At 71.1% G+C, this 23,501-nt stretch carries 21 protein-coding genes; 6 read left to right on the top strand and 15 right to left on the bottom strand.

Features of this window, described 5'->3' with window-relative positions:
• Window positions 1-48: 48 nt before the first annotated feature.
• Window positions 49-2,046, top strand: coding sequence for a hypothetical protein (locus ACYVNR_RS01990; RefSeq protein ID WP_461046209.1), 1,998 nt, complete (start codon window positions 49-51; stop codon window positions 2,044-2,046).
• Between the two features lie 83 nt (window positions 2,047-2,129).
• Here ACYVNR_RS01990 and ACYVNR_RS01985 read toward each other — a convergent pair whose 3' ends face one another.
• Entirely contained in the window at window positions 2,130-3,140 is a 1,011-nt protein-coding gene (locus ACYVNR_RS01985; RefSeq protein WP_458800917.1) for an aldo/keto reductase family protein, read from the bottom strand.
• A gap of 218 nt (window positions 3,141-3,358) precedes the next feature.
• On the opposite strand from ACYVNR_RS01985, the gene ACYVNR_RS01980 reads away from it, so the two are divergent.
• Complete coding sequence (locus ACYVNR_RS01980) at window positions 3,359-3,766, top strand: hypothetical protein (RefSeq protein WP_045190302.1); 408 nt, start codon at window positions 3,359-3,361, stop codon at window positions 3,764-3,766.
• A 42-nt stretch (window positions 3,767-3,808) separates the two neighbouring features.
• Here the strand turns inward: ACYVNR_RS01980 and ACYVNR_RS01975 are convergent, their stop codons facing one another.
• From ACYVNR_RS01975 to ACYVNR_RS01950, 6 genes are all read right to left on the bottom strand, one after another.
• On the bottom strand, window positions 3,809-4,669 hold the full coding sequence (locus tag ACYVNR_RS01975; RefSeq protein WP_461046206.1) for an SDR family oxidoreductase: 861 nt from the start codon (window positions 4,667-4,669) through the stop codon (window positions 3,809-3,811).
• Between the two features lie 13 nt (window positions 4,670-4,682).
• Window positions 4,683-6,089 (bottom strand): malic enzyme-like NAD(P)-binding protein, encoded by a 1,407-nt coding sequence (locus tag ACYVNR_RS01970; RefSeq protein WP_461046204.1) that lies wholly within the window; start codon window positions 6,087-6,089, stop codon window positions 4,683-4,685.
• A gap of 56 nt (window positions 6,090-6,145) precedes the next feature.
• Complete coding sequence (gene folE, locus ACYVNR_RS01965) at window positions 6,146-6,787, bottom strand: GTP cyclohydrolase I FolE (RefSeq protein ID WP_461046202.1); 642 nt, start codon at window positions 6,785-6,787, stop codon at window positions 6,146-6,148.
• A complete protein-coding gene (locus ACYVNR_RS01960; RefSeq protein WP_461046200.1) occupies window positions 6,784-7,746 on the bottom strand; it encodes a patatin-like phospholipase family protein in 963 nt (320 codons plus the stop codon). Before ACYVNR_RS01960 ends, folE begins: the two co-directional genes overlap by 4 nt.
• Window positions 7,747-7,971: 225 nt before the next feature.
• On the bottom strand, window positions 7,972-8,715 hold the full coding sequence (locus ACYVNR_RS01955; protein WP_461046198.1) for an ABC transporter permease: 744 nt from the start codon (window positions 8,713-8,715) through the stop codon (window positions 7,972-7,974).
• Complete coding sequence (locus ACYVNR_RS01950) at window positions 8,712-9,434, bottom strand: ABC transporter ATP-binding protein (RefSeq protein WP_461046196.1); 723 nt, start codon at window positions 9,432-9,434, stop codon at window positions 8,712-8,714. Before ACYVNR_RS01950 ends, ACYVNR_RS01955 begins: the two co-directional genes overlap by 4 nt.
• A 204-nt stretch (window positions 9,435-9,638) precedes the next feature.
• Between ACYVNR_RS01950 and ACYVNR_RS01945 the strand changes: the two genes are divergently transcribed.
• From ACYVNR_RS01945 to ACYVNR_RS01935, 3 genes are all read left to right on the top strand, one after another.
• The gene (locus tag ACYVNR_RS01945) at window positions 9,639-10,835 is read left to right on the top strand and encodes a sensor histidine kinase (RefSeq protein WP_461046194.1); all 1,197 of its coding nucleotides are present in this window, start codon (window positions 9,639-9,641) and stop codon (window positions 10,833-10,835) included.
• A complete protein-coding gene (locus ACYVNR_RS01940) occupies window positions 10,832-11,512 on the top strand; it encodes a response regulator (RefSeq protein WP_461046192.1) in 681 nt (226 codons plus the stop codon). The genes ACYVNR_RS01945 and ACYVNR_RS01940 overlap by 4 nt, the downstream gene beginning before the upstream one ends.
• Before the next feature lie 69 nt (window positions 11,513-11,581).
• The gene (locus ACYVNR_RS01935; RefSeq protein ID WP_461046190.1) at window positions 11,582-12,487 is read left to right on the top strand and encodes a polysaccharide deacetylase family protein; all 906 of its coding nucleotides are present in this window, start codon (window positions 11,582-11,584) and stop codon (window positions 12,485-12,487) included.
• 207 nt (window positions 12,488-12,694) lie between these two features.
• Here ACYVNR_RS01935 and ACYVNR_RS01930 read toward each other — a convergent pair whose 3' ends face one another.
• The 4 genes from ACYVNR_RS01930 to ACYVNR_RS01915 form a co-directional block, all read right to left on the bottom strand.
• Window positions 12,695-15,628 carry a vitamin B12-dependent ribonucleotide reductase gene (locus ACYVNR_RS01930; protein WP_045190023.1) on the bottom strand — a complete coding sequence of 978 codons (2,934 nt, stop codon included), beginning with the start codon at window positions 15,626-15,628 and terminating at the stop codon, window positions 12,695-12,697.
• Between the two features lie 90 nt (window positions 15,629-15,718).
• Window positions 15,719-16,216, bottom strand: coding sequence for a transcriptional regulator NrdR (gene nrdR, locus ACYVNR_RS01925; RefSeq protein WP_045190025.1), 498 nt, complete (start codon window positions 16,214-16,216; stop codon window positions 15,719-15,721).
• Between the two features lie 478 nt (window positions 16,217-16,694).
• Window positions 16,695-17,936, bottom strand: coding sequence for an MFS transporter (locus ACYVNR_RS01920; protein WP_461046187.1), 1,242 nt, complete (start codon window positions 17,934-17,936; stop codon window positions 16,695-16,697).
• A 32-nt stretch (window positions 17,937-17,968) separates the two neighbouring features.
• Window positions 17,969-18,619 carry an ArsR/SmtB family transcription factor gene (locus ACYVNR_RS01915; RefSeq protein WP_461046185.1) on the bottom strand — a complete coding sequence of 217 codons (651 nt, stop codon included), beginning with the start codon at window positions 18,617-18,619 and terminating at the stop codon, window positions 17,969-17,971.
• Window positions 18,620-18,744: 125 nt separating this feature from the next.
• Between ACYVNR_RS01915 and ACYVNR_RS01910 the strand changes: the two genes are divergently transcribed.
• Entirely contained in the window at window positions 18,745-20,001 is a 1,257-nt protein-coding gene (locus ACYVNR_RS01910) for a sensor histidine kinase (protein ID WP_461046183.1), read from the top strand.
• Here the strand turns inward: ACYVNR_RS01910 and ACYVNR_RS01905 are convergent.
• The 4 genes from ACYVNR_RS01905 to ACYVNR_RS01890 all read right to left on the bottom strand — a co-directional run bounded on the left by ACYVNR_RS01905 (window position 19,919) and on the right by ACYVNR_RS01890 (window position 23,328).
• Entirely contained in the window at window positions 19,919-20,434 is a 516-nt protein-coding gene (locus ACYVNR_RS01905; RefSeq protein WP_461046181.1) for a hypothetical protein, read from the bottom strand. The genes ACYVNR_RS01910 and ACYVNR_RS01905 overlap by 83 nt on opposite strands.
• Before the next feature lie 74 nt (window positions 20,435-20,508).
• A complete protein-coding gene (locus ACYVNR_RS01900) occupies window positions 20,509-22,275 on the bottom strand; it encodes an alpha/beta hydrolase (RefSeq protein WP_461046179.1) in 1,767 nt (588 codons plus the stop codon).
• Window positions 22,272-22,598: a hypothetical protein gene (locus ACYVNR_RS01895; protein WP_461046178.1), complete on the bottom strand. Its 327-nt coding sequence runs from the start codon at window positions 22,596-22,598 to the stop codon at window positions 22,272-22,274. Before ACYVNR_RS01895 ends, ACYVNR_RS01900 begins: the two co-directional genes overlap by 4 nt.
• Before the next feature lie 316 nt (window positions 22,599-22,914).
• Window positions 22,915-23,328 carry a LysM peptidoglycan-binding domain-containing protein gene (locus tag ACYVNR_RS01890; protein ID WP_461046177.1) on the bottom strand — a complete coding sequence of 138 codons (414 nt, stop codon included), beginning with the start codon at window positions 23,326-23,328 and terminating at the stop codon, window positions 22,915-22,917.
• Window positions 23,329-23,501 lie beyond the last annotated feature (173 nt).

Below are 23,501 nucleotides of genomic sequence, written 5' to 3'. Positions count from 1 at the left end.
AACACAACGCCGAGCGTAGATTCGAAAGTCGTGTGGGCCGAGCTCCGCATGAACGACCCGGAGGAGGCCCACGCGACGCGCTGGTGCAGAAACCCCTCGGAGGTGCTCATGCGAAAGATCATCGCCACCGGCGGAGCCGCAGCCATCGCTGCAGCCCTGCTGAGTCTGCCAGGAGCCGCGAACGCCGCCCCTTCTGACACCCGCCAGGTCCCGTCCACTGGCACGACATCGATCCGCTCCTTCGCTGCTGGCGCCGACGGGCTGCAACAGCCCGAGCTGCGAGCCGGACCCGACGACGAGGGTCCTGCGGTCCCGTCCACACGACCCGACCCGAACTTCAAGCACGGAATCTTCCCGAAGCACCCGCTCGACGCCCCGGTGGTGGCGTCCAGCGCGGTCGCGGCCTCCAACCCGGACGTCCAGGCCAGCATCCAGGGCCTCAACCACCGCGACCAGCGCCTCGCCAACGGCGGCAACCAGTTCTCGCTCGAGCCACCTGACCAGGCGCTCTGCGTCGGCAACGGCTTCACGGTCGAGTCGGTCAACAGCGTGCTGCGGGTCTACAACGCGAACGCCGTGCCCGTGACCGCCGTCCAGGACCTCAACACGTTCTTCCGCTACCCGGCGGCGATCGACCGGGCCACAGGCGCGGTCGGACCCAACGTGATCGACCCGGTCTGCCACTACGACCCGGACTTCAACCGTTTCGTCGTCGCGATCACGACGCTGTTCGTCGATGACCAGGGCAACTTCAACGGCAAGAACACGATCGACGTCGCCGTGTCGAACACCGGGGACCCGACCGGGGCGTGGACGGTCTACTCCGTGCCCGCGCAGAACGACGGAACTGACGGGACGCCGAACCACCACTGCACGCTCGACGGCACCGCGCCCGGTCCGTGCTTCCAGGACTACCCGCACATCGGTGGAGACGCGAACGGCATCTACGTCACGACGAACGAGTACGACCTCTTCGGCCCGAACTTCAACGCCGCCCAGGTCTTCGCGTTCTCGAAGCGGCAGCTCGCCGAGCACCCGGCGTCTCTCGACGTGACCCTGGTGCAGAACCTTCAGCTCTCCGGCACGCCGGGCTTCACGGTCTGGCCCGCGACGTCACCTGCCAGCCAGTACGCCACCGACGCGAACGGCACGGAGTTCATGCTCAGCTCGGTGGCCGGTGACGGCTCCGAGACCGGCAACCCGACCGGCACGGCCAAGCGCATCGGTCTCTGGGCATTGACGAACACCGCGTCGCTCGACGCGTCGACCCCGGATCTCCGGGTGACGAGCCGTCTGGTCACGAGCCAGACCTACGTCTTCCCACCCACGATGCAACAGAAGTCCGGTGACATCCCGCTCGGCGAGTGCATCAACGACACGACGACGGTCGTCGGTGGCCTCACGGGATGCTGGAACCTCTTCTTCGTCGACGAGCCAGCACACGACGAGGTGCTCTCCAGCCCCGACGCGAACGACACCCGCATGCAGCAGACCTGGTACACCAGCGGCGTGCTGTGGGGTGCCCTCGACACCGCGGTGCGCGTCAACGGACAGCTGCGAGCGGGAATCGCATGGTTCTCGCTGCAGCCGTCGATCAACGGCGCCGGCAAGGTCGGCGGATCGATCAAGAAGCAGGGCTACCTGGCCCTCGCTGACAGCGACCTGACCTACCCGGCGATCACCATGCTGCCAAGCGGCCAGGGGGCCATGGCCTTCACCGTGACGGGCTCGAACCACTACCCGAGCGCGGGCTACGTCCCCATCTCGTCCACGGGCGCGGTCGGACAGATCCACATCGTCGGCAAGGGTCTCGGCCCGGATGACGGGTTCACCAGCTACAAGGCATTCGTGGGTGACCCGCCGCGCACGCGCTGGGGTGACTACGGCGCCGCCGTCACCGACGGCAGCTCGATCTGGATGGCGTCCGAGTACATCGCCCAGACGTGCACGCTCAGCCAGTACCTGACGGCCCCGATCGGCAGCTGCGGCGGCACGCGCACCTCGCTCGGCAACTGGTCCACCCGCCTGACGAAGATCACGCCGTAGTGTCCGCCTGACACACGGCTAGAAGCGTATGCCGCCCAGCCTCGCGAATCCGGCTGGGCGGCATACGCACGCTGACGTCGACGTCAGGCGACGCGCTGCTGCGGCGCCGTCTCCTTCGTCTTGCCCGGGTCGCGCTCGACGATGTCGCCGAGCACCTCGTCGATCCGCTTCATCAGCTCGGGCTCGAGCTTCACGCCGGCCGCCTTGACATTCTCGGCGACCTGCTCGGGGCGGGACGCGCCCACGAGCGCTGCGGCGACGTTGGGGTTCTGGAGCACCCAAGCGACCGCGAGTTGCGCCATGGTCAGGCCGGCCTCGTCGGCGATCGGCTTGAGCCCCTGCACGCGGGTGAGCACGTCGTCGTTCATGAAGCGCTTGATCATGTCGGCGCCGCCCTTCTCGTCGGCGGCCCGGGAGCCCTCCGGAGGCTGCTGGCCCGGCTGGTACTTGCCGGTGAGCACGCCCTGGGCGATAGGGCTCCACACGATCTGGCTGACGCCGAGCTCCTCGCACGTCGGCACGACCTCGCCCTCGATGACCCGCCAGAGCATGGAGTACTGCGGCTGGCTAGAGATGAGCTGGAAGCCGAGTTCCTTCGCGAGAGAGACGCCTTCACGGATCTGCTCGGCGGTCCACTCGCTGACGCCGATGTAGAGCGCCTTGCCCTGGCGCACGACGTCGGCGAACGCCTGCATCGTCTCCTCGAGCGGCGTCTCGGTGTCGTAGCGGTGCGCCTGGTAGAGGTCGACGTAGTCGGTCTGCAGCCGCTTCAGCGAGCCGTTGACCGACTCCATGATGTGCTTGCGAGAGAGGCCGGTGTCGTTCTTGCCGCCCGGTCCGGTGGGCCAGTAGACCTTCGTGAAGATCTCGAGGCTCTCGCGCCGTTCGCCCTTGAGGGCCTCGCCGAGGACGGTCTCGGCCTTCGTGTTGGCGTAGACGTCGGCGGTGTCGAACGTGCTGATGCCCGCCTCGAGCGCGGCTCGCACGCACTGCGTCGCGACGTCGTTCTCGACCTGTGAGCCGTGGGTCAGCCAGTTGCCGTAGGTGATCTCGGAGATCTTGAGTCCACTGTTACCCAGGTATCGGAAGTTCATCCCCACACCGTATGCCGGGTGGCCGGGGGTCACGGAACGGTGAAGTCGCGTGGTGAGACAGGTGTCGGAGGAACTGTCCGGACGGGTACAGACGTTGCGGTGAGACCGGCGGTCCTGCAGCCGGCCTCCGCGGAATCTTGAAGTTCACTTGAACGTTGATCCGCATGAGTGACGCGTGGGCAGAGTGCCCTCGTCTGGACACGAAGGGGGTGCACCCGATGCGGCAGAGGAAGTACGAGGAGTTCGAAGAGGACAACGGCATGATGCTGCGCTACGTCCGTCACGAGAACGGCGGCGGATTCGTGGAGTCGCACGCCCACGTCGACCCGACCGCCTACATCGGGCCGTCTGCGTACGTCGACCGCGGTGCGGTCGTCGGAGCCGGAGCCCGTATCGGCAAGGGCGCGTGGGTCGACCGTGAGGCCGCGGTCCACCCGCACGCCGTCATCGGCTCGACGGTGCACGTCGGCGCCGGAGCCGTCGTCGGACGCGACGCGAGGATCGGGGCGCGCGTCAAGATCGGCGCGCACGCCCACATCTGGGACGGCGCGAGGGTCGAGAGCGACGACGTCGTGCGCGAGGGCGCCGTCGTGCATGCCGGTTCACGGAGCCGTCGGGCGGCCTGACCGGCCGGATCACCGGGCCCGCCCGCTCGCGGACGGGCCCTGTCACGGCCGGGCGCTGCCAACAAGGTCGCGCACCGAGGTGCACGGCAGCCACGGGTATGCCGCCCGGCTGGCCGACGGGTCGAACCGCAGGTCCGCGCGGTCCATTGCCAGCCCCATCCGGGCCATGCGTGCCAGAGCGGGCCGGAACGGCCGAGCGGTCTGGCCCATGACGTGCAAGGCGACGCGCGGGACGTGACGGGGAGCCACGCCCGGCCGCACGAGCCGGGCGAGCTCGTTGAACGTCAGGTCCTCGGGCCCGCCGACGTCCACCACGTGGCCCCGAAGGCTCGGGTCCGTGGCGGCTCGCGCGACCGCGACCGCGACGTCCCTGACGCTGACGAGGTTCAGCGGGTTCTCGCCCAGCCCGAAGATCTGCGGCCCCTTCCCGTTGCGCGCCGAGGTCTGCATCAGCTCGATCCACATCTCGGCGAAGGCACTCGCTCGCACGATCGTCCAGCCGATCCCGCTGCCCCGCAGGTGCTGCTCGGCCTGCCACTTCATCCGGTGCAGCTCCAGCGGGTGGTCGGGCGACGCGTCCACGGTTGACACGAGCACGACGTCGACGCCCCCGGCAGCCCGGGCCGCGTCGATGAGGGCGATGTTGCCGTCCCGGTCGATCTCAGCCGGCGACTCCCCCTTGGTCGGGTCCAGGCCGTGGGCCGCCGCGACGACGGTGTCGACGCCGTCAAGGACCGCCATGAGACTGTCCGGCTCGCGCAGGTCGGCTGCGACGAACTGTGCACCGGGAACGGGCGTGCTCGGCGCCGAGCGGGCCACGACCCTCACGTCGTGCCCACCCTCCACCAGACGTGCTGCAACGAGCCGGCCGAGGCGGCCGGTGCCGCCGACGATCGCGATCATGGCCCTCCCCCTCTCAGCGCGCCGGGCCCTGCCGCGGCACGGACCCGGCCACACGGCATACGGCGGCGGCGACGGCGGGGGCGACCGTGGCGTCGAAGACGCTCGGGATGATGAAGCTCGGGTTGAGCTCGCCCGGCTCGACGGTGTCGGCGATGGCCGTGGCCGCGGCCACCATCATCTCGTCGGTGATGTCGGAGACCCCGGCATCGAGCAGCCCGCGGAAGAAGCCGGGGAAGACCAGCACGTTGTTGATCTGGTTCGGGTGGTCGGAGCGGCCCGTGGCGACGACGGCGGCGTGCTCGCCGGCGGCGATCGGGTCGACCTCCGGAACCGGGTTGGCGAGGGCGAAGACGACGGCACCGGGGGCCATGGTCGCGATGTCGTCGCCGGTCAGCAGGTCGGGCGCGGACACCCCGATGAACACGTCGGCGCCGACCAGGATCTGGCGTAGCGAGCCCGTCTCGTGCCGGGAGTTGGTGTGGTCGGCGATCCACCGACGGAACGGCTCCATGTTCTCGTCACCCGCGTGCACCGCGCCGTCGCGGCCCGCCGCGACGATGTCGACGGCGCCCTGGCTGAGCAGGAGCCGGATGATGGCGTGACCGGCCGCACCCACCCCCGAGACGACGATGCGGACGTCCTCGATGGACTTCCCGACGACGCGCAGCGCGTTCGTCAGGGCGGCCAGCACGACGATCGCCGTGCCGTGCTGGTCGTCGTGGAAGACCGGGATGTCGAGCAGGTCGCGCAGCCGCCGCTCGATCTCGAAGCAGCGCGGCGCCGAGATGTCCTCGAGGTTGATGCCGCCGTAGACGGGCGCGATGGCGCGCACGATCTCGACGATCTGGTCGGGGTCCTGGGTGTCGAGGCACACCGGCCAGGCGTCCACTCCCCCGAACTGCTTGAACAGCGCCGCCTTGCCCTCCATCACAGGAAGAGCCGCGAGCGGTCCGATGTTGCCCAGGCCCAGCACCGCCGTACCGTCGGTGACGACCGCGACGGTGTTGCGCTTGATGGTGAGGCGGCGGGCGTCCTCGGGGTGCTCGGCGATCGCCCGGCAGATGCGCGCCACCCCGGGGGTGTAGGCGCGGGAGAGGTCGTCGCGGTGCTTCAGCGGAACCTTGGGGACCACCTCGATCTTGCCGCCCAGGTGCAGCAGGAAGGTCTGGTCGCTGACCTTGCGCACCTCGGCGCCGGGGATCGCGGCGATGGCGTCGGTGATCATCCGGCCGTGGGCCTCGTCCGTCGTGTCGCACGTGACGTCGACGACGAGCCGGTCGGTGCGGCTCTCGGCGACGTCCAGCGCCGTCAGGGCGCCACCCGCCGAGGCCACTGCCGTGGTCAGGGCGGCCGTGGCGTTGGACCCGGCCGGGACCTCGACCCGGATGGTGATGGAGTACCCAGGACTCGGTGTGGCCATGACCGTCCCTCTCGCGCGTGCGATCCCGACCAGCCCATCCTCCACCCGCGCGAGCCTCAGCGCGGGTGATGCGTCAGAGCCAGGAACTCGGCCCTCGTGCGGGAGTCGTCGCGCAGCACCCCCAGCAGGCTCGAGGTGATCGTCGTGGTGCCCGGGGCCTGCACGCCCCGGAGCGTCATGCAGAGGTGCTCGGCCTCGATGACCACCCCGACCCCGACCGGCCCGAGCTGTGCCTCCAGCCAGTTCGCCACCTGGACGGTGAGCCGCTCCTGCACCTGCGGCCGCGACGAGAAGTGCTCGAGCACACGGGCCAGCTTCGACAGCCCGAGGATCCGTTCGCCCGGGAGGTAGCCGATGTGGGCCGTGCCGACGAACGGCAGCATGTGGTGCTCGCACAGCGACCGCACCGGGATGCTGCGGGCGACGATGAGCTCGTCGTAGCCGCCGTCGTTCGGGAACGTCGTCAGCTGGAACGGGCGCGGGGTGATGAGCTCGACGAGCGACGCCGCCATGCGTTCAGGGGTGCGTGCCATCGACTCGTCGTCCAGGTCGAGGCCGAGGGCCTCCAGGAGCATGCGGGCTCCGATGGTCGCCCGTTCGAGGTCGGGCTCGGTCACCGCGCCGGTGCCCCGCCACGGTGGGCGGGCACGGCGAGGCGGCTGCGACTCGGCAGCCGGGGACCAGGAGGCGGGGTTCATGTCACCAGTCCTTTCGGGAGACGGACAGCAGCGCCCCCTTCGGGGCGCGGAGGGCGGTCGTGCGCGACGGGGCGCTCGAGGTCCCGGTGCGTACGCCTGTGCGTGTGCGTGTGGAGGGCGAGCACGTCCACGCCGTCGTCGTGGCGGGCTGCCAGCCAGCGGGCGGTGCTCTCCCGCGCCCGGGCCACCAGGGCAGAGGTGTGGGTGAAGTCCGCCGGGGAGACCGCCAACGGGCACAACGGCGGTACGACGTGCAAGGTGGCCGGCCCCGAGTAGCCGTTCACCTGCGCCATGAGCTGCCGATGCAGCAGCAGACTCAGCGCCGTGAGGGCGGCACCCAGCGCCGACGTGGGGCGGCTGCCCGCGCACGGGTAGCCGGACGGCAGCAGGTAGATGTCGCTGACCCCGCGGGTCGACACGTGGTCGAGCACGTCGAGCTCGCCGATCGCGCCGTCCACGAGAGTCCTGCCGTCCCTGCTCACCGCAGGCAGCACCCCCGGGACCGCGGCACTGGCACGGACGGCGCTGACGACCGGCCCGGTGGTGAGCACCAGGCCCCGACCCGTCACGAGGTCGCTGGCCGTGACCTCGACGGTGACCCGGGCATCCTCGAGGTTGCCGTAGCCGAGGTTGCGGCGCAGGACGAGGTCGAGGCCCTCGCCGGAGAAGAGAGACGTACGCGTGCCCCGGGCCGCCCCGAACCAGCGGCGCAGGTCGACGGCGAAGACGTCCTGGCGACGCATCCGGTGCCACAGCAGGGCGAGCGTGCGGAGCCGCTCCTCGTGAGGTCCTGGGCCGCCGAGGTAGGCGGCGTTGACGGCCCCGACCGAGGTGCCGACGAGCAGGTCCGGTGTGATGCCGTGCTCGTGCAGGGCCGTCAGCATGCCCACCTGGACGGCGCCGAGACTTCCGCCGCCGGTGAGCACGAAGGCGGTGTGGTGGCTGCCGGTGACGACCATGTGCCCTCCCGGACGGTGACGGCGCCCGACCCGGTCTCACGGAGTCGTCGGCGCGGTGCGGACCCTGACGGGTGTTAGCCGAACGAGCCGACCCGCGTCTTACCGCGTCTTACCGCGTCTTACCGCGCTGTTCCTGCGTCCCGGGCCCACCTGTGGTCCTGCCGGACGCGCGGCCGGACCACGCGCCGGGTCTCGTCGACCCGACGCGTGGTCCGGGAGATGGGGTCAGTGCGCCTCTCGGTTGAGGCTGAAGCGGGCGGCGACACCCGAGACCAGCAGAGCCCAGCCGGTGAGGACCAGCGCCGCAGTGGTCGGGCTGAGCATGCCGTGCGCTGCCGAGCCGACGCTGGTCAGGGCGACGGCGGCCCCGGCAGGCAGCCACTGGGCCACGTCCGGGAGGGCACTGGCGAGGATCCCGACCTCGATGACCATGACCCAGGCGATCGCGCCGACGATGGCCGCGACCGTGTTGCGGGTCAGGGCACCGAGGGCGACGCCGACCAAGCCGTAGAGGGCGGACGCGACGGTCGCGCCGACCCAGAGCTGCACGACGTCGACGGGCAGGGAGTGGACTCCGCGCGCACCGTAGATGATGACGGCCTCCGCGTAGGCGATGCCGAAGGTGACGGCGCCGAGGATCGCCCCGAGGCCGAGGACGGTGACGGCCTTGGCCGCGAGCACCCTGGCGCGGCGGGGCTCGCCGAGGAAGGTCTGCATGATCGTGCGGTGGCGGTACTCGCCGGCGACGACGAGCACGCCGATCGCCAGCATCACCATCGAGGTGAGCGCCGAGACCGACAGCGCGTGGTTGACGTGGTCGGTCGAGCCGAAAGCGGGACCCCCCGGACTTGGCACGAGGGCGTTGGACGCGACGGACGCGGCACCCAGGACGAGGGTGACGGCCAGGCTGACCCAGGCGGCGGGCGTGGTGCGGAGCTTGTAGAGCTCAAGGGAGACAAGGGTTTTCATGACCAAGCTTCTTCGGTGTCGTTGGAGTGAATGAGGTTGTGGAAGACCGACTCGAGATCGGTGTCGTCGGTGACGATGTCGTGGACCGGGCCAGCCGCGGCGAGCGAGCCTCGGTGGATGACGACGAGGTCGTCGGCAACGGCAGCGACCTCGGAGAGCAGGTGGCTCGAGAGGAAGACGGTGCCGCCCGCGTCGGCGAAGGTGCGCAGGAAGCGGCGCATCTCGCGGATGCCGTCCGGGTCGAGGCCGTTGAGCGGCTCGTCGAGGACGAGCACGGACGGGTCCCCCACGAGGGCGGAGGCGAGCGCGAGGCGCTGGCGCATGCCGAGCGAGAAGCCGCCCACGCGCCGGCCTGCCGCGGGGCCGAGCCCGAAGCGCTCGAGGAGCTGGTCGGCCGTGGTGGCCGGGACGCCGGCCTGCATCGCGGTGAGCCGGATGTGGTTGCGGGCCGACCGGTTCGGGTGGAAGCCCTGGTCGAGCACCGCGCCGACGACGCGGGTCGGGTGCGGCAGGTCGGCGTAGCGGGTCCCGTCGACGGTGGCCGTCCCGCTGGTCGGATCGGCCAGGCCGAGCAGGATCCGCATGCTCGTGGTCTTCCCCGCGCCGTTGACGCCGAGGAACGCGGTGACGCGGCCGGGCAGCGCAGTGGCGGTGAAGCCGTCGAGGACGGTGACCGGGCCGTAGTGCTTGGAGAGCTGGTGGAACGAAAGGTTTGGCATGGTGCTGTGCTCCTGTGTCGGGTGCCGGTTTTCGGCTGACACCAACGATCCGGCGGCAGGGCGGGTCGGGTCGTCGCCCTGGCGGCCGAACGTCGGCGTGCGCCCGGGGGTGCACCCGGGGCGTCCTCAGCGGGACGGCATACGCCTCCGGGCGTACGCCCGAAAGCCGATCACCGACGTGCCCGCGCTCCCTACTGTTCAGGTATGGACACGTCGACGCGGCGACACGCGTGGCGGATCGACCCAAGGGTCACTGACGCGCTCGTCGCGCTCGCCTTCTTCGTCCTGCTGGTCCTGTCGTTCGGTGCCTCCGTCCGCGCCGGGCAGCGCCCCGTCGACGTGGGCGCGTGGGTGCTCGGGGTGCTCCTGACGGCGCCGTACGCCGTTCACCGGCGGGCGCCGTGGCTGGCCCTCGCGGTGACCCTGGGCGCTCTGCTGGCCTTCTCGCTGCTGCACTACGCGCCCTACCCGGGGTTGAGTGCCTTCGCGCTCCTCTTCGGGCTCGCCCTGCACGGCCGGCGCCGTGACTCGCTCCTGGCCCTGGGCGCGACCGCCGGCGCGTTCTCGGTGGCGCTCGTGGCCCAGCCGGCCGGTGTCGTCGCCGTCAACGACGTCATCTCGACGATGCTCGCCACCGCGGTGGCCTGGCTGGCCGGTGACAACCTGCGCCAGCGACGGCTCCGGTGGGCGGCCATGGAGGACAGGGCGCGGCTGCTCGAGCGCGAACGCGAGGACCGCGACCGTGCCGCGGTGGCCGCCGAGCGGCTCCGGATCGCCCGTGAGCTGCATGACGTCGTGGCCCACTCGATGTCGGTCATCGCCGTCCAGGCCGGGGTCGGGCGGCACGTCATCGAGACCGACGCGCAGGCGGCTCGCGATGCCCTCGGTGTCATCGAGTCGACGAGCCGGGACACCCTGACCGAGATGCGACGGATGCTCGGGGTGCTGCGCGACGGGTCCGAGGCCGCGGCGACGCAGCCGATGCCCGGCCTCGCCGACATCCCCGCGCTGGTGGCAGAGACCCGCCGAGCGGGGCTCGGGGTGATGGTGGACTCGACGGGCAGCGTGGCCGACCTGCCCGCGGGCCTCGACCTGGCGGCATACCGAGTCGTGCAGGAATCGCTGACGAACGTCCTCAAGCACGGCGGCCCGGTGGCGCACCTGCGGGTCGCCTGCTCGCGGCATCAGGTCGACATCGAGGTCGCCGACGACGGACGGCCGGAGCAACGCGGGACCACGGCTGTGGTGCGCCCCATCGGTGACGAACCCGGGACGGGGCAGGGACTCGTCGGGATGCGGGAACGGGTCGAGCTCTACGGGGGCACCTTCGAGGCCGCACCACGACCCGGCGGCGGCTTCCGCGTGCACGCCACCCTGCCGTATGCCGCGGGGTCGCCGTGAGCGCGCCGGTGCGCGTCGTCGTGGTGGACGACCAGGCGCTCGTCCGAGGGGCGTTCCGCGTACTCGTCGACTCGGCGCCCGACCTCGAGGTCGTCGGCGAGGGCGAGAACGGCGCCGAGGCGGTGGCCCTGGTGCGCGACCTCGAGCCGGACGTCGTGCTCATGGACATCCGGATGCCGGTCATGGACGGGCTCGAGGCGACCGGCGCGATCGCCCGGCTCGGAGTCGGCACGCGCGTGCTCGTGCTGACCACCTTCGACCTCGACGAGTACGTCTTCGGGGCACTGCGCGCCGGCGCGAGCGGCTTCCTGCTCAAGGACACTCCCCCGGTCCAGCTGCTCGACGGCATCCGCGTCGTCGCCGGCGGGGACTCGCTGCTGGGCCCGAGCGTCACGCGCCAGCTGATCGAGGAGTTCGTGCGGCGGGAGCCGGCCGGTGCGGGTGGCCGTCCGGAGCCGCCGGCGTCGCTCGACGTGCTCACAGATCGCGAGAGGGAGGTGCTGGTGCTGGTCGCGCGGGGGCTCTCGAACCACGAGATCGGCGCGGAGCTGTTCGTCACCCCGGCGACGGCCAAGACCCACGTCAGCCGGCTCCTGATGAAGCTGGGGACCCGCGACCGGACCCAGCTCGTGGTGCTGGCGTACGAGAGCGGCCTCGTCGAACCGCAGGCTCCCTGAGCGAGTCTCGTCGAGCACAGTGCGGTGGCAGGCGGCCCGGCAGGGTGTCAGATGGAGTCGGGAGGAGCCATGGGCAGACGAGTCGAGCGAGGGCTCCTGGGGGCATGCGCCGCCGTCGTGCTGGTGCTCGGGGCGTGCCAGGGCGGGCGCTCGCCGGAGCTCCCCGGGGCGACGTCGACCTCCCCTCCGCAGGCCACGGCGACCACGAGCACGCCGCCCACGAGCGCTGTCCCGCCATCCACCGGCCCGACCAGCCCAACTCGACGCCCGACGTCGAGCGCCCCCCGGCCCACGCCCACCGACACCGCGGGCAGCTGCCCGACCCGCATCCCCGCACGGCTGCTCGGTCGCGACCTCACGACTCTCGGAACCCCACGCAAGGAGGTGGCGCTGACCTTCGACGGCGGCAGCGGCAACGAGGCCGTCGCCTCGATCCTGCGCACGCTGGCCACGGAGCACGTCCCCGCGAGCTTCTTCCTCACCGGCGAGTTCGTGACTGCCTTCCCGGCGAGCGCCAGAGCCATCGCGGCTCGTCACCAGGTCGGGAACCACACCTACCGGCACCCTGACCTGACCACGTTGACGTCGTCGGCGATTCGCGCCGAGATCCGCACGGCAGCGGCCCGCATCAAGGGCGTGACGGGTCGCGACCCCCATCCATGGTTCCGCTTCCCCTTCGGCGCCGTGGACGCGCGCACCATCTCGGTCGTCAACGAGGAGTGCTACGTCCCGTTCCGGTGGACGGTCGACACGCTCGGGTGGAAGGGCACGTCGGGCGGACAGACCCGGTCCTCGGTCATCGCACGAGTGACACGAGCCGCCCGGCCAGGCGAGATCGTCCTCATGCACCTCGGAGCGCACCCCACGGACCACTCCACGCTCGATGCCGACGCCCTCCCCCAGGTCATCGCCGAGCTGAGGTCCCGCGGATACTCGTTCGTCGCTCTCTCCACCGTGATCGGCCCAGCGCCCTAGCCCCAACGCACACGCGCCCGCGCCTCGCCCAGGCCCACCGGGCCCCCGGGTGAGCTCGCACAGTGCTGGGCACCCACAACCTGGCGCGACGGCCCGGATGCCCACGCTCGCCGACGGCCAGTGAGTGGAAACCGAGCCACGAACCGCGAACATCCCGGACGCCGAAACGGCCCGACCCCCAGAGGGGTCGGGCCGTTTCCAGTCCGATCAGCTGCAGCCGCTGGTGCTTCCGCAGCCCTCGCAGACGTAGCAGGAGCCGGCGGGACGCATCTTGGTGCCGCAGGTCATGCAGATCGGCGCGTCGGCCGTGATGCCGCCGAACTTCTCGAGCAGCTCCGCCGAGGAGTGGACGTCACCCGAGGCCTCGCGGGCAGAGGCAGCGCCGGCACCGAACTTCACCTCGACGGGCGCGGCCTTCTCGACCTTGGGCTCCGGCTTCGCGGCCGGGGACTCCTTCCGGGCGACCGGCGTCGACTGCTGGAGCGTCTCGAGCTCCTCGGCCAGCTCGTCGTCGTCCTCGTCGTCGCTCGCCTCGATGGCCTCGTACGAACCGGTCTCGACCTGGCGAGCCCGCTCCTCGGCGGTGTGGATGCCCATGAACGAGCGAGTGTCGAAGTCGAGGTAGTCGAGCGCCAGACGACGGAAGACGTAGTCCATGAGCGACTGGGCCATGCGCACGTCGGGGTCGTCGGTCATGCCGGCAGGCTCGAAGCGCAGGTTGGTGAACTTCTCGACGTACGTCTCGAGCGGGACGCCGTACTGCAGGCCCACCGAGACGGCGATCGAGAAGGCGTCCATGACGCCGGCGAGCGTCGAGCCCTGCTTGCCGAACTTGAGGAAGATCTCGCCGAGCTCGTTGTTCTCGTAGGTGCCGGCGGTGAGGTAGCCCTCGGCGCCACCCACGGCGAACGACGTCGTCTGCGACGAGCGACGCTTCGGCAGGCGACGACGCACGGGGCGGTACTCGATGACCTTCTCGACCTTGACCTCGCTGGCGGCAGCAGCCTTGTCGGCGGCCGCGTCCTTGGCGGTGGAACCACCGTCGGAGAGCGGCTGGCCGACCTTGCAGTTGTCGCGGTAGACGGCGAGCGCCTTGATGCCGAGCTTCCAGCCCTGCATGTAGACGTCCTGGATCTCCTCGACCGTGGCGGTCTCGGGCAGGTTGACCGTCTTCGAGATGGCGCCGGAGAGGAACGGCTGCGTCGCGGCCATCATGCGCACGTGGCCCATCGGGGAGATGGCGCGCTGGCCCATCGCGGTGTCGAAGACCTCGTAGTGCTCCGGCTTGAGGCCGGGGGCGTCGACGACGTGACCCTTGTCGGCGATGTACTCGACGATGGCCTCGATCGACTCCTGCTGGTAGCCGAGCTTCTTGAGGGCCCGCGGGATCGTCAGGTTGACGATCTGCATCGAGCCGCCACCGACGAGCTTCTTGAACTTCACGAGCGAGAAGTCGGGCTCGATGCCGGTCGTGTCGCAGTCCATCATGAAGCCGATGGTGCCGGTGGGTGCGAGCACCGACGCCTGGGCGTTGCGGTAGCCGTGCTTCTCACCGAGCTTGACGACGTCGTCCCACGCCTTCGTCGCGAGCTTGTGGACGTCGGAGTCCATCGCGTCGAGCGTCTTGATGTTGTCGTTGGCAGCCTGGTGCTTGCGCATGACCCGCTTGTGCGCGTCGGCGTTGCGGGCGTAGCCGGCGTAGGCGCCGACGACGGAGGCCATCTCGGCGGAGCGCTTGTAGGCGGCACCCGTGAGCAGTGAGGTGATCGCAGCGGCGAGCGATCGCCCACCCTCGGAGTCGTAGCCGTGGCCGGTGGCCATGAGCAGCGCGCCGAGGTTGGCGTAGCCGATGCCGAGCTGGCGGTAGTTGCGCGTCGTCTCGCCGATCGGCTCGGTCGGGAAGTCCGCGAAGCAGATCGAGATGTCCATCGCGGTGATGACGAGCTCGGCGACCTTCTGGAAGGTCACACCGTCGAACGTGTCGTCGTCACGGAGGAACTTCAGCAGGTTGAGCGAGGCGAGGTTGCACGAGCTGTTGTCGAGCGACATGTACTCCGAGCACGGGTTGGAGGCCGTGATGCGACCCGTCTCGGGGTTGGTGTGCCACGCGTTGATCGTGTCGTCGTACTGGATGCCGGGGTCGGCGCACTCCCACGCCGCCTTGGCGATCTTGCCGAAGAGTTCGCGCGCGTCGACCTCCTCGATGACCGAGCCGTCGAGCCGGGAGCGCAGGCCGAAGTTGGTGCCGTCCTCGACGGCCTTCATGAACTCGTCGTTGACGCGGACCGAGTTGTTGGCGTTCTGGTACTGGACGGAGACGATGTCCTTGCCGCCGAGGTCCATGTCGAAGCCGGCGTCACGCAGCGCGCGGATCTTGTCCTCCTCGCGCGCCTTCGTCTCGACGAACTCCTCGATGTCGGGGTGGTCGACGTCGAGCACGACCATCTTGGCCGCGCGACGCGTGGCGCCACCCGACTTGATGGTGCCGGCGGACGCATCGGCACCGCGCATGAACGAGACCGGACCGGAGGCCGTGCCGCCGGAGGAGAGCAGCTCCTTGGAGGAGCGGATGCGCGAGAGGTTCAGGCCGGCACCGGAGCCGCCCTGGAAGATCTTGCCCTCCTCCTTGTACCAGTTGAGGATCGAGTCCATCGAGTCGTCGACGGCCAGGATGAAGCAGGCGGAGACCTGCTGCGGGCTCTTCGTACCGACGTTGAACCAGACCGGCGAGTTGAACGAGAACACCTGGTGCAGCAGCGCGTACGTGAGCTCGTGCTCGAAGATCTCGGCGTCGGCCGCCGAGGAGAAGTAGCCGTTGCTCTTGCCCGCCGCGACATAGGTCAGCACGACGCGGTCGATGAGCTGCTTGAGCGAGACCTCGCGCGCGGCCGTGCCGACGGCACCGCGGAAGTACTTCGTCGTGACGATGGTGCTCGCGTTGACCGACCAGAAGTCGGGGAACTCGACCCCGCGCTGCTCGAAGATCGTCTCGCCGGTCTTCCAGTTCTGCTGGACGACGTCACGCTTCTCCCACGTCACCTCGTCGTACGGGTGCACGCCGGGCGTGGTGTAGATGCGCTCGATCTTGACGCCCTTGGCGCTTGCCTTGGAGCGTGAGCTGCGGTTACCGATCTCCGTCATTTCGTGCGGCCTCCCTGACCGATGTGCTTCTGGTTTGAGTCTTGCTGGTGGCACCGACAGTGGCCGGCGCCAGGTGTTCGTGGAGGGTGGTTACCGCTGGGCGTCGAGCTGTGAGGGAGCACCGGGCTCCTCCCCCAGCGCGTCGCGCTCGGCCCGAAGGAGCGCGATGGCTCCCTCGAAGTCCTCGAGGCTCTCCCACGCCTGGTAGACGCTGGCGAACCTGAGGTATGCGACCTCGTCGAGCTCGCGGAGCGGCTCGAGGACGGCCATGCCGACCTCGTGCGCCTCGATCTCGGCGTTTCCCTGCGACCGGATCGCCTCCTCGACCTTCTGGGCGAGGAGGGCCAGGTCGTCCTCACTGACGGGCCGGCCCTGGCACGACTTGCGCACGCCGGACAGCACCTTGGCCCGGCTGAACGGCTCGGAGGCCCCCGACCGCTTGATCACGTTGAGGCTCGAGGTCTCGAGCGTCGTGAAGCGGCGGTTGCACTGGGGGCACTGACGCCGGCGTCGGATGCAGGCGCCGTCGTCGGTGGTGCGCGAGTCGATGACCCGCGAGTCGGTGTGGCGGCAGAACGGGCAGTGCACGTCTGGTCACCTTCCCTTCCCCGAGACCCGGTCGTTCAGCGTGGCGGCCATCCCGTATGCCGTCCGCGACGGTCCCGAGAGCCGCCCGGTGTTCGTGGGACCGGGCGAGGCTGGGGACGGGGCTGGGGACGACGTGGGGATGACCTGTGGGTAACCCCCGTCTGACTGGGGACTACATGTGGACGTCTTACATCTGTGTAACTACTAGATGTAGGGGTAACTGTAGGCATGCTGTGACCCCGATCGCAAGCGAATCGAGAACCTCCGGCGCGCCGCGTCGCTGACCTGCACAAACGTCACAGGAGCCCCACACGTCCCGGCGTGTCGGACCTCGCGCCCGGGCCGTCGAACCCCAACATCTTGGGGTGGGGCAGCGGTGCGAGTCCCCCATCTTCACATCCGGCAGAGCCCCCTACAGGGCCTGCGAGCGTGTGCCCGCCGCCTCCGTGGCGGCGGGCCGCCTCGGTGGTGGCGACGCTCAGGTCAGGCGGCCGATCGCGGGCCGCGTCGCGAACCAGAGGCAGAGCAGCGCCATGGCACCACCGAAGGCGGCAGCCGCCGTGAGCACCGAGGTCACGGCTGCGAGCGCCCCGAAGGCCGGGAGGGCCACGGGCACGAGGGCCATGTCGCCGAGGCTCGAGAGGGCCGACACGCGCCCTAGGTGGCTCGGCGCCACCGTCCGCTGGAAGACCCCCGACAGCCACACGGACGCCGTGCCGGCGAGGACGCCGACGGTCGCCATGGCGCCGAGCAGCGCCGCCCGCGAGTCGAGACCGGTCGCGGCGAGCGCCAGCCCCTGGACGACGAGCCCGAGGAAACCAGCACGAGCCGGGCGGGCGACCTTCCAACGGATCGCGGCGAGGCTCCCGACGATCGCGCCCGTCGCGAAAGCGCCCTCCGCGAGACCGAGCCACGTCGAGCCCCAGCCCGAGGCCGAGACGCGCAGCGCGATGCCGAGTGCGATGACGGGACTGACGAAGACGTTGAGGGAGCTGAGGCCCAGCACCAGCAGCCGGGCGGACTCGTCAGCACGCAGGTAGCACGCGCCGTCGCGCAGGCTGGCCGACCACGAGACGCGCGGCGCCCGCGGCAGCCGGTAGCGCGGTCGCACCCCGAACCAGAGGACCCCCGCGACGACGAGGAAGGTCACGGCGTCCAGCACCATGGCTCCGGGCACTCCCAGCCACGCGACGACCACACCGCCGGCCGGTGCGCCGAGCAGCCTGGCGACGCGGTTGCAGATCTGGTTCCACCCGCTGACGGTGGCGAGGTCCTGGGTGCGCACGAGCTGGCGAGCGAGGGTGGCGCCGGCGGGGATCGTCAGTCCCATGGCCACGCCGAGCAGCACACCCAGCGTGACGAGCAGTGCGGCTCCCCGCGCCCCGGCGACCCAGGCGATCGCGCCCGTGAGGAGGACGACCGCTTGCAGCACCCGACCCGTCACCAGTACGCGCCGGGTGTCGAAGCGGTCCGCGATGACCCCTCCGGCGAGGACGAGCACCGCCTGGGGCAGGGTCTCAGCCCCGAGGACGACCCCGGCGAGACCCGGCGACAGCGTCTGGGCAGCAGTCCACGCGAGCGCCACGACCCACATGGCGTCGCCGAACCACGACAGGGTGACAGCGGCGACCCAGCCCTGGACCATCCGGTCCCGGGTCACGTCAGGTGGCGCCTCGCCGATGAGCTCGGGCGCCTCCGCCAGCTCGGGCGGGGTCGGCACCGCCCGAGCTGACGTGGGTGCCTCGGCCCGGCTCATCGCCCGACCGGCCGGCTCGGGAAGACGCGAGCCGAGGCGCGCACCGGCACTCGGTCGAGGTGCGGGCGCTGCAGCGCGTCGGCCCGGCACGCAGCGCTCCACTCGACGATCATGTCGGTCAGCCGCTGCGACAGCTCGCGCATCTGGTCGAGGGTCGCCGGCACGAAGGTGTCGGTGGCGACGGCCGCGCGGCGCACCTCCTCGTCCACGTGCTGGCCTTCGACGAGCCACTCCTGCACGGCCCGCACGTGGTGGCGGAAGTTCTCGGCCTCGGCGGTCGCCGCCACGCGTCGCGCCACGGTGCCGTCGGCGAAGTCGACCGCGTCCCAGGTCAGGTCGCGGGCCCGGATGCGCCACCAGCTCTCGCGCGAGTCGCGGGCGAGCTCGGGCGCCGGCTCGACGAAGCCGTAGCGGTGCAGCACACCGAGGTGGTGGCTGACGGACCCGGCCGCGAGCCCGGTGGCCCCGCTGAGGCGGCCGACGCTCGCCGGGCCGTCGGCAGAGAGGAGCTCGCAGATCCAGCGGCGTGTCGGGTGGTGGAAGGCGGTGAGCGCGTCGAGCAGCGCAGACCCCGACTCGCCGCCCTTCACGGCGGCGTCGGCCGGGCTGGTGGCGAGGTGACGTTCGGCGGCAGTGAGTCGAGGCACGAGTGCCACCCTCGATGGCGGGCGAGACTTTGACAAGGGCTCTTGTATAACTGGCCGTCACGCAACCGACGACACGGGGCGAGAACCGCTTGCCCGGCTCTCGAACTCGATGCAGTCTTCGTATCGTGACAAACCGGACCACCCTCGAGGACGACCTGGACCGAGCGCAGCGGCGCGACGACGCCCTGTGGCGCTACGACGTGCTCGGCCGGGCACCGGCTCGGGAGCTGCAGGCCCTCGTCGACATCGCCGCCCAGCTCTGCGCCGTGCCCACGGCCGCGATCAACCTCATCACCTCGACGGAGCAGCAGCAGATCGCCACCACCGGCTTCGAGCCCTCCATCTGCGCCCGCGAGGACTCGATGTGTGCCGCCGTGCTCGAGCACACCGACCGGGTCGTGGTGCCGAACGCGAGCGTCGACGAACGGTTCCGCGAGAACCCTTTCGTCACAGGGATCCTGGGCGACGTCCGGTTCTACGCCTCGGCACCGCTGACCACCCCCCAAGGCGTCATCATCGGCCGGCTGTGCGTCTTCGACTCCACCCCCCGAGAGCTCGACGAGGCCCAGGAGCAGGCCCTGGTCGCCATCGCCGAGCGCGTCGTCGACGTGCTCGAGCTGCGGCTGCGCACCCGTGAGCTCGAGGACTCGCTGGCCGCCCTCACCCAGACCCGCGACGAGCTGCACCGCTCGAACGAGGCGCTGTCGGTCTTCGCCGGCCAGGTGAGCCATGACCTGCGCACTCCCCTCACGGCGATCATGGCGAGCACCGAGATGCTCGGCCAGCAGCCGGCCGTCATGGCCGACCAGTGGTCCGAGCGGCTGGTCGCTACTGCGTTCCGGTCCGCCACCCGCATGGCCGGGATGATCGAGCAGATCCTGGCGCACGCACGGGTCGGTGCCGTTCTGCACAAGGAGCCGAGCGACCTGCGCGTCGTGATCGGCTCGGTGCTCGAGGACCTGGCGCCCACGCTGACGGCGAAGGCCGCCACCGTCGAGGTCGGCGAGCTCCCGACCCTCCCGGCCGACGCCCAGCAGCTCTACTCCGTGCTGCTCAACCTCGTCTCCAACGCCGTGAAGTACGCCCGTCCCGACGTCTCGCCGATCGTCGGCGTCTCGGCGGAGCGCCACGGACGGATGTGGCGGACCTCGGTGCGAGACAACGGCGTCGGCATCGCGCCCGGCGATCGTGAGCGCGTGTTCGAGCTCTTCAGCCGCGTGGGCACAGCAGGCGACGGCAGCGGCATCGGGCTGGCCACCGTCAAGCGGATCATCGAGGCGCATGGCGGCTCCATCGGCATCAGCCACTCCGACGGTCCCGGGACCCTGGTCTGGTTCGAGCTGCCGGCCACCGACGAGACCGAGACCGTCCAGAAGGCCTGACCGGCTGTGCCGCTCTGGCCAGCACCGACCACGCGATCCCGAACGCGACGGGTGCACGCAGCTCGATGAAGCCGCCCTGGACGACCAGCAGCACGAACGTCCAGGCGGCGGACCCGTCGTCGATCGCGTCCGCCAGCGCCACGGCGCCACCCCGCGCGCCACTGTCGATGACCACCCCCGCTGCCGTCACGGCGAGCTGGGCCACGGCGGCCAGGCCGGCCCAGCGCAGCCGCGCGCGGGTGGTGCCCGGCGGTGCGCCGGGCTGCACCGGCTCGAGGAGCGCGGGCGGTGGTCGCTGCCGGTCGAGCGCGACGGCGATGACCACCCCGAACGCCACGACGCCCAGCAGCAGCGGGGACGACACCGCGACGACCGCCGCGTCTGCCGCTGCTCCGGCGCCGTAGCCGGCCCAGGCGACGAACACCGGAGCCACGGCTTGCACCAGCACTGCCGTGAGGCATGCCCTCACGACCAGGGCGTCCCCGCGCGGGGACGCCGCCGACGCGATCACGGGACCAGCCTCGGCCAACGCAGCGGGTCTGAGCCCAGGCTCGGCCCCGTGGTGGTGCAGGCTCGCTCGTCGGCGCCCTGCAGGATGCGCAAGTCGGGACGTCCGGCGGCGACGGCGACGAGGTTGTGCGCGCTGTCGGTGCCCGCTCTCAGGTAGTCGGAGTGCCCGGCCGACGTACGGCCGACGTCGACGAAGCTGGACCGCGGTCGCATCCAGTGGTTGCACCCCGTGCCCGGCTGCTTGGGTGCGAACGTCGAGAGCCGCAGGGCGCCCCCGACCTCCTGCGGCCGTGTGCCGTGCACCATCCAGCCGTAGCCGAAGACGTCGTCGCCGATCGCGCCGAGGACGTTGAGGGCTCCCGGTCGGAGGGCGGTTCGCGCGAGGTCGGTGAAGGGCATCCCCGGAGCACCGAACACGGCGATGTCGTCGATCCGGCTGGTGCGCAGGCTGGCGAACCCGGCGAGCGTGCTGCCGTAGGAGTGCGCCCACACGGTCTGGTGGGCCGGGCGCTGCCGGGCGGCCTCGACGCCGGTGACGAAGTCGGCGAGTGCTCCCGCGTTCTCGCGAGCGACCTTGGTGTTCAGGACGTTACGGTCGATCGACGACACGATCTCGTCCACCTGCGGGGCGTCGTAACCCATCCACGTGATGACAGCGACGTCCTGCCCGCGAGCGATGGCGCGCGCCTCCGACCGCATGCGCACGAACGTGTCGTCGTAGCGGCGCAGATCGGCGCCGACCATCGTCGACAGTCCGCCGACGAAGGTGACGACGTGCTCCGCCCGGTCGACGTCGCCGACGGCGACGACAGCCCTGAGGTCGCGCTGGCGCGTGTCGACGAGCAGCAGCCGCCGAGGCCCTCCGTCTCGACGGGCGAGCACGTCACGCACCGCGCGTATGCCGTCCACCTGCTCGTGCGCCCGCGAGCGCTCCCGGGCGTTCCAGGGCGAGCCGTCGCGCCGCGCGTCCGACTCGCGGGCGACGGCCGCTCGCTCGGCGCGGTCGAGGAGCAGCAGGTTCGCCTCGTGACGGGCGGCGGCCGGCACGCCGTCTCGTGGACCGACCCACTCGGGTCGCCCGCGGATGGCCTGACGCTGCTCCTCGTCGGTGAGCGAACGCCACCAGGCTGCCGAGGCGAACACGCCGGCCGCCTGTGGCGGCGGCGCCAGGACGTCGCTCGGGGCCAGGTGGGACGCCGCGAGCCCCGGGCCGACCGCCCCTGTCGAGCTCGCTCCTCGCGCCGCGACGAGGAGCGAGTGCTGGAGCTCCTCGTCGGTCCTGGAGGCTGTCTGGGTGGCCTGCCGGAGGCAAGTGACGACCTCGCTCCTCAGCAGCTCGTCGAGCCGGGCCCGGTGCGCCTCGCCGACCGGGTCCCCCAGGGAGGCGCGAACGGGGAGGAAGAGCCGCCCGTCCTCGTCGACCCACGCGCCCTCGTCGGCCGCCCGACGGTCGGCACGATCGACGAGGTCGAGCGCACTCTGCAGCCGGTGCGACGCCTCTCCCACGGCGTGTCCCGCGGCCGCGACGCTGCTCGCGAGCTGCCCGAGCCCAGCCACGACCGTGCCGTAGCGGTCGGCCGCGGCGGTCGCACCGGCCCCCGACCACCGGGGCGCGGCCGAGCGTCGCCAGAGCACCAGCTCGGACAGCACGACGAGGCGGCGGCGTCGCTCCTCCAGGCGCCGGCTCACCTCGAGCAGCAGCTGGGGACGTCCCGCGCGGACATCGCGCACCCGCAGGGCGCCGCCCGCCGCAGCCGCCGTCATCGGGCGCTGCGCCGGGGGCCGTCGCGCCGCGGGTCGTCCCCCGTGCCGAGTGCCTGCTGGACCACGCGCTCCACGGCGTCGTAGCCGTCGGCCGCCAGACTCACGCACCGGCCGAGCTCGCGCAGCTCCCACTGCGCCGTCGCCAGTCGCGCCTGCCACGCGGCAGCCACCTGCGACCTGCCCGAGGCGCAGCGGCCGCCCGGCAGCCCCGCGGCGACCGGCCGCAGGTCGTCGGCGAGCCCGAGCCGCCGCACCTCGGCGAGCACCTCCTCGATCGTGGCGACGCTGGCGCGCAGCGTCCGGATGTCGATCTCGTACCTCATCCCCTGCTCCCTTCCCGAGAGCAGCCACGCTAGGTCGCGGTCGCCGCGCCCGGTGCGCGTCATCCACAGCCCCGGCAAAGGGCACCACAGGGCCGGCAAAGGGCCGGCAAAGGGCCGGCAAAAGGGGCGCTGACACAGCAGAACGCCGCACCCCCTCCTCAGGGGTGCGGCGTCCGGGCGGGAACGGCGGGGTCGAAGCGCCGCATCCGCCAGCCGCTGGAGGTGGAGCCAACGCGGCCGATCGGAAGGGTCGAGGCACGCGGCCGCCAGCCGGACGGCATACGCAAGGGGCCTCAGACCCGGGAAACTCCGGGCGTCAGCGACCCGGGATGACGAGCTGCTGCCCGACGTGGATCTGGGTGGTGCTGAGGCTGTTGGCGACCTGGAGCTCGACGACGCCGTCGGTGACGGGCAGCTGCGGGAGCTCGCGGGCCGCGATGCCCGACAAGGTCTGGCCCGCGGTGACGGTGACGGTACGGGGCTCGCCCGAGGCCGAGGCGAGCTGGCCGGCGAGCCCGACGGCGAGCAGGGAGACGACTGCGGCGACGAGCAGGGCGACCACGAGGCGGCCGAACCGGGTCAGGCGCAGCGGCGGCTGGGCTGCACGGGCGGCACGAGCTGCACGGGCTGCGTCGCGCCCGGTCGGCACGAGGACGAGATGCGGGCGTGCGGCGGGCCGCGGCTCGCTGGTCTGCTGCTGACGAACGGCCTCGAGGACGATGGCGCTCATGGTGACCTCCCCTTGCTGCTGATCTGGCGAACACGTGTTCGATAGAACGTCTGTACGATTTGTAGCACGTATGTTCGAGGAAGTCGAGACACGCATCGAACAGGTGTTTGGCAACTGTGTTCGAACCTCGTTACTCTTTCCTCACACCACACACCTCACCAGCCACCACTGAC

It is taken from the genome of Terrabacter koreensis (assembly GCF_054783315.1).
Note: the sequence above shows the minus strand (reverse complement) of the source record. Positions and strands in the feature narration are given on the sequence as shown.

Excerpts from the sequence above, each read along its gene's own strand:
- ACYVNR_RS01930 (WP_045190023.1), bottom strand. The coding sequence starts at position 15,628 with ATGACGGAGATCGGTAACCGCAGCTCACGCTCCAAGGCAAGCGCCAAG.
- ACYVNR_RS01990 (WP_461046209.1), top strand. The coding sequence starts at position 49 with ATGAACGACCCGGAGGAGGCCCACGCGACGCGCTGGTGCAGAAACCCC.
- ACYVNR_RS01980 (WP_045190302.1), top strand. The coding sequence starts at position 3,359 with ATGCGGCAGAGGAAGTACGAGGAGTTCGAAGAGGACAACGGCATGATG.
- ACYVNR_RS01960 (WP_461046200.1), bottom strand. The coding sequence starts at position 7,746 with ATGGTCGTCACCGGCAGCCACCACACCGCCTTCGTGCTCACCGGCGGC.
- ACYVNR_RS01935 (WP_461046190.1), top strand. The coding sequence starts at position 11,582 with ATGGGCAGACGAGTCGAGCGAGGGCTCCTGGGGGCATGCGCCGCCGTC.
- ACYVNR_RS01985 (WP_458800917.1), bottom strand. The coding sequence starts at position 3,140 with ATGAACTTCCGATACCTGGGTAACAGTGGACTCAAGATCTCCGAGATC.
- ACYVNR_RS01895 (WP_461046178.1), bottom strand. The coding sequence starts at position 22,598 with ATGAGGTACGAGATCGACATCCGGACGCTGCGCGCCAGCGTCGCCACG.
- ACYVNR_RS01975 (WP_461046206.1), bottom strand. The coding sequence starts at position 4,669 with ATGATCGCGATCGTCGGCGGCACCGGCCGCCTCGGCCGGCTCGTTGCA.
- ACYVNR_RS01890 (WP_461046177.1), bottom strand. The coding sequence starts at position 23,328 with ATGAGCGCCATCGTCCTCGAGGCCGTTCGTCAGCAGCAGACCAGCGAG.
- ACYVNR_RS01945 (WP_461046194.1), top strand. The coding sequence starts at position 9,639 with ATGGACACGTCGACGCGGCGACACGCGTGGCGGATCGACCCAAGGGTC.
- ACYVNR_RS01900 (WP_461046179.1), bottom strand. The coding sequence starts at position 22,275 with ATGACGGCGGCTGCGGCGGGCGGCGCCCTGCGGGTGCGCGATGTCCGC.
- ACYVNR_RS01955 (WP_461046198.1), bottom strand. The coding sequence starts at position 8,715 with ATGAAAACCCTTGTCTCCCTTGAGCTCTACAAGCTCCGCACCACGCCC.
- ACYVNR_RS01950 (WP_461046196.1), bottom strand. The coding sequence starts at position 9,434 with ATGCCAAACCTTTCGTTCCACCAGCTCTCCAAGCACTACGGCCCGGTC.
- ACYVNR_RS01970 (WP_461046204.1), bottom strand. The coding sequence starts at position 6,089 with ATGGCCACACCGAGTCCTGGGTACTCCATCACCATCCGGGTCGAGGTC.
- folE (WP_461046202.1), bottom strand. The coding sequence starts at position 6,787 with ATGAACCCCGCCTCCTGGTCCCCGGCTGCCGAGTCGCAGCCGCCTCGC.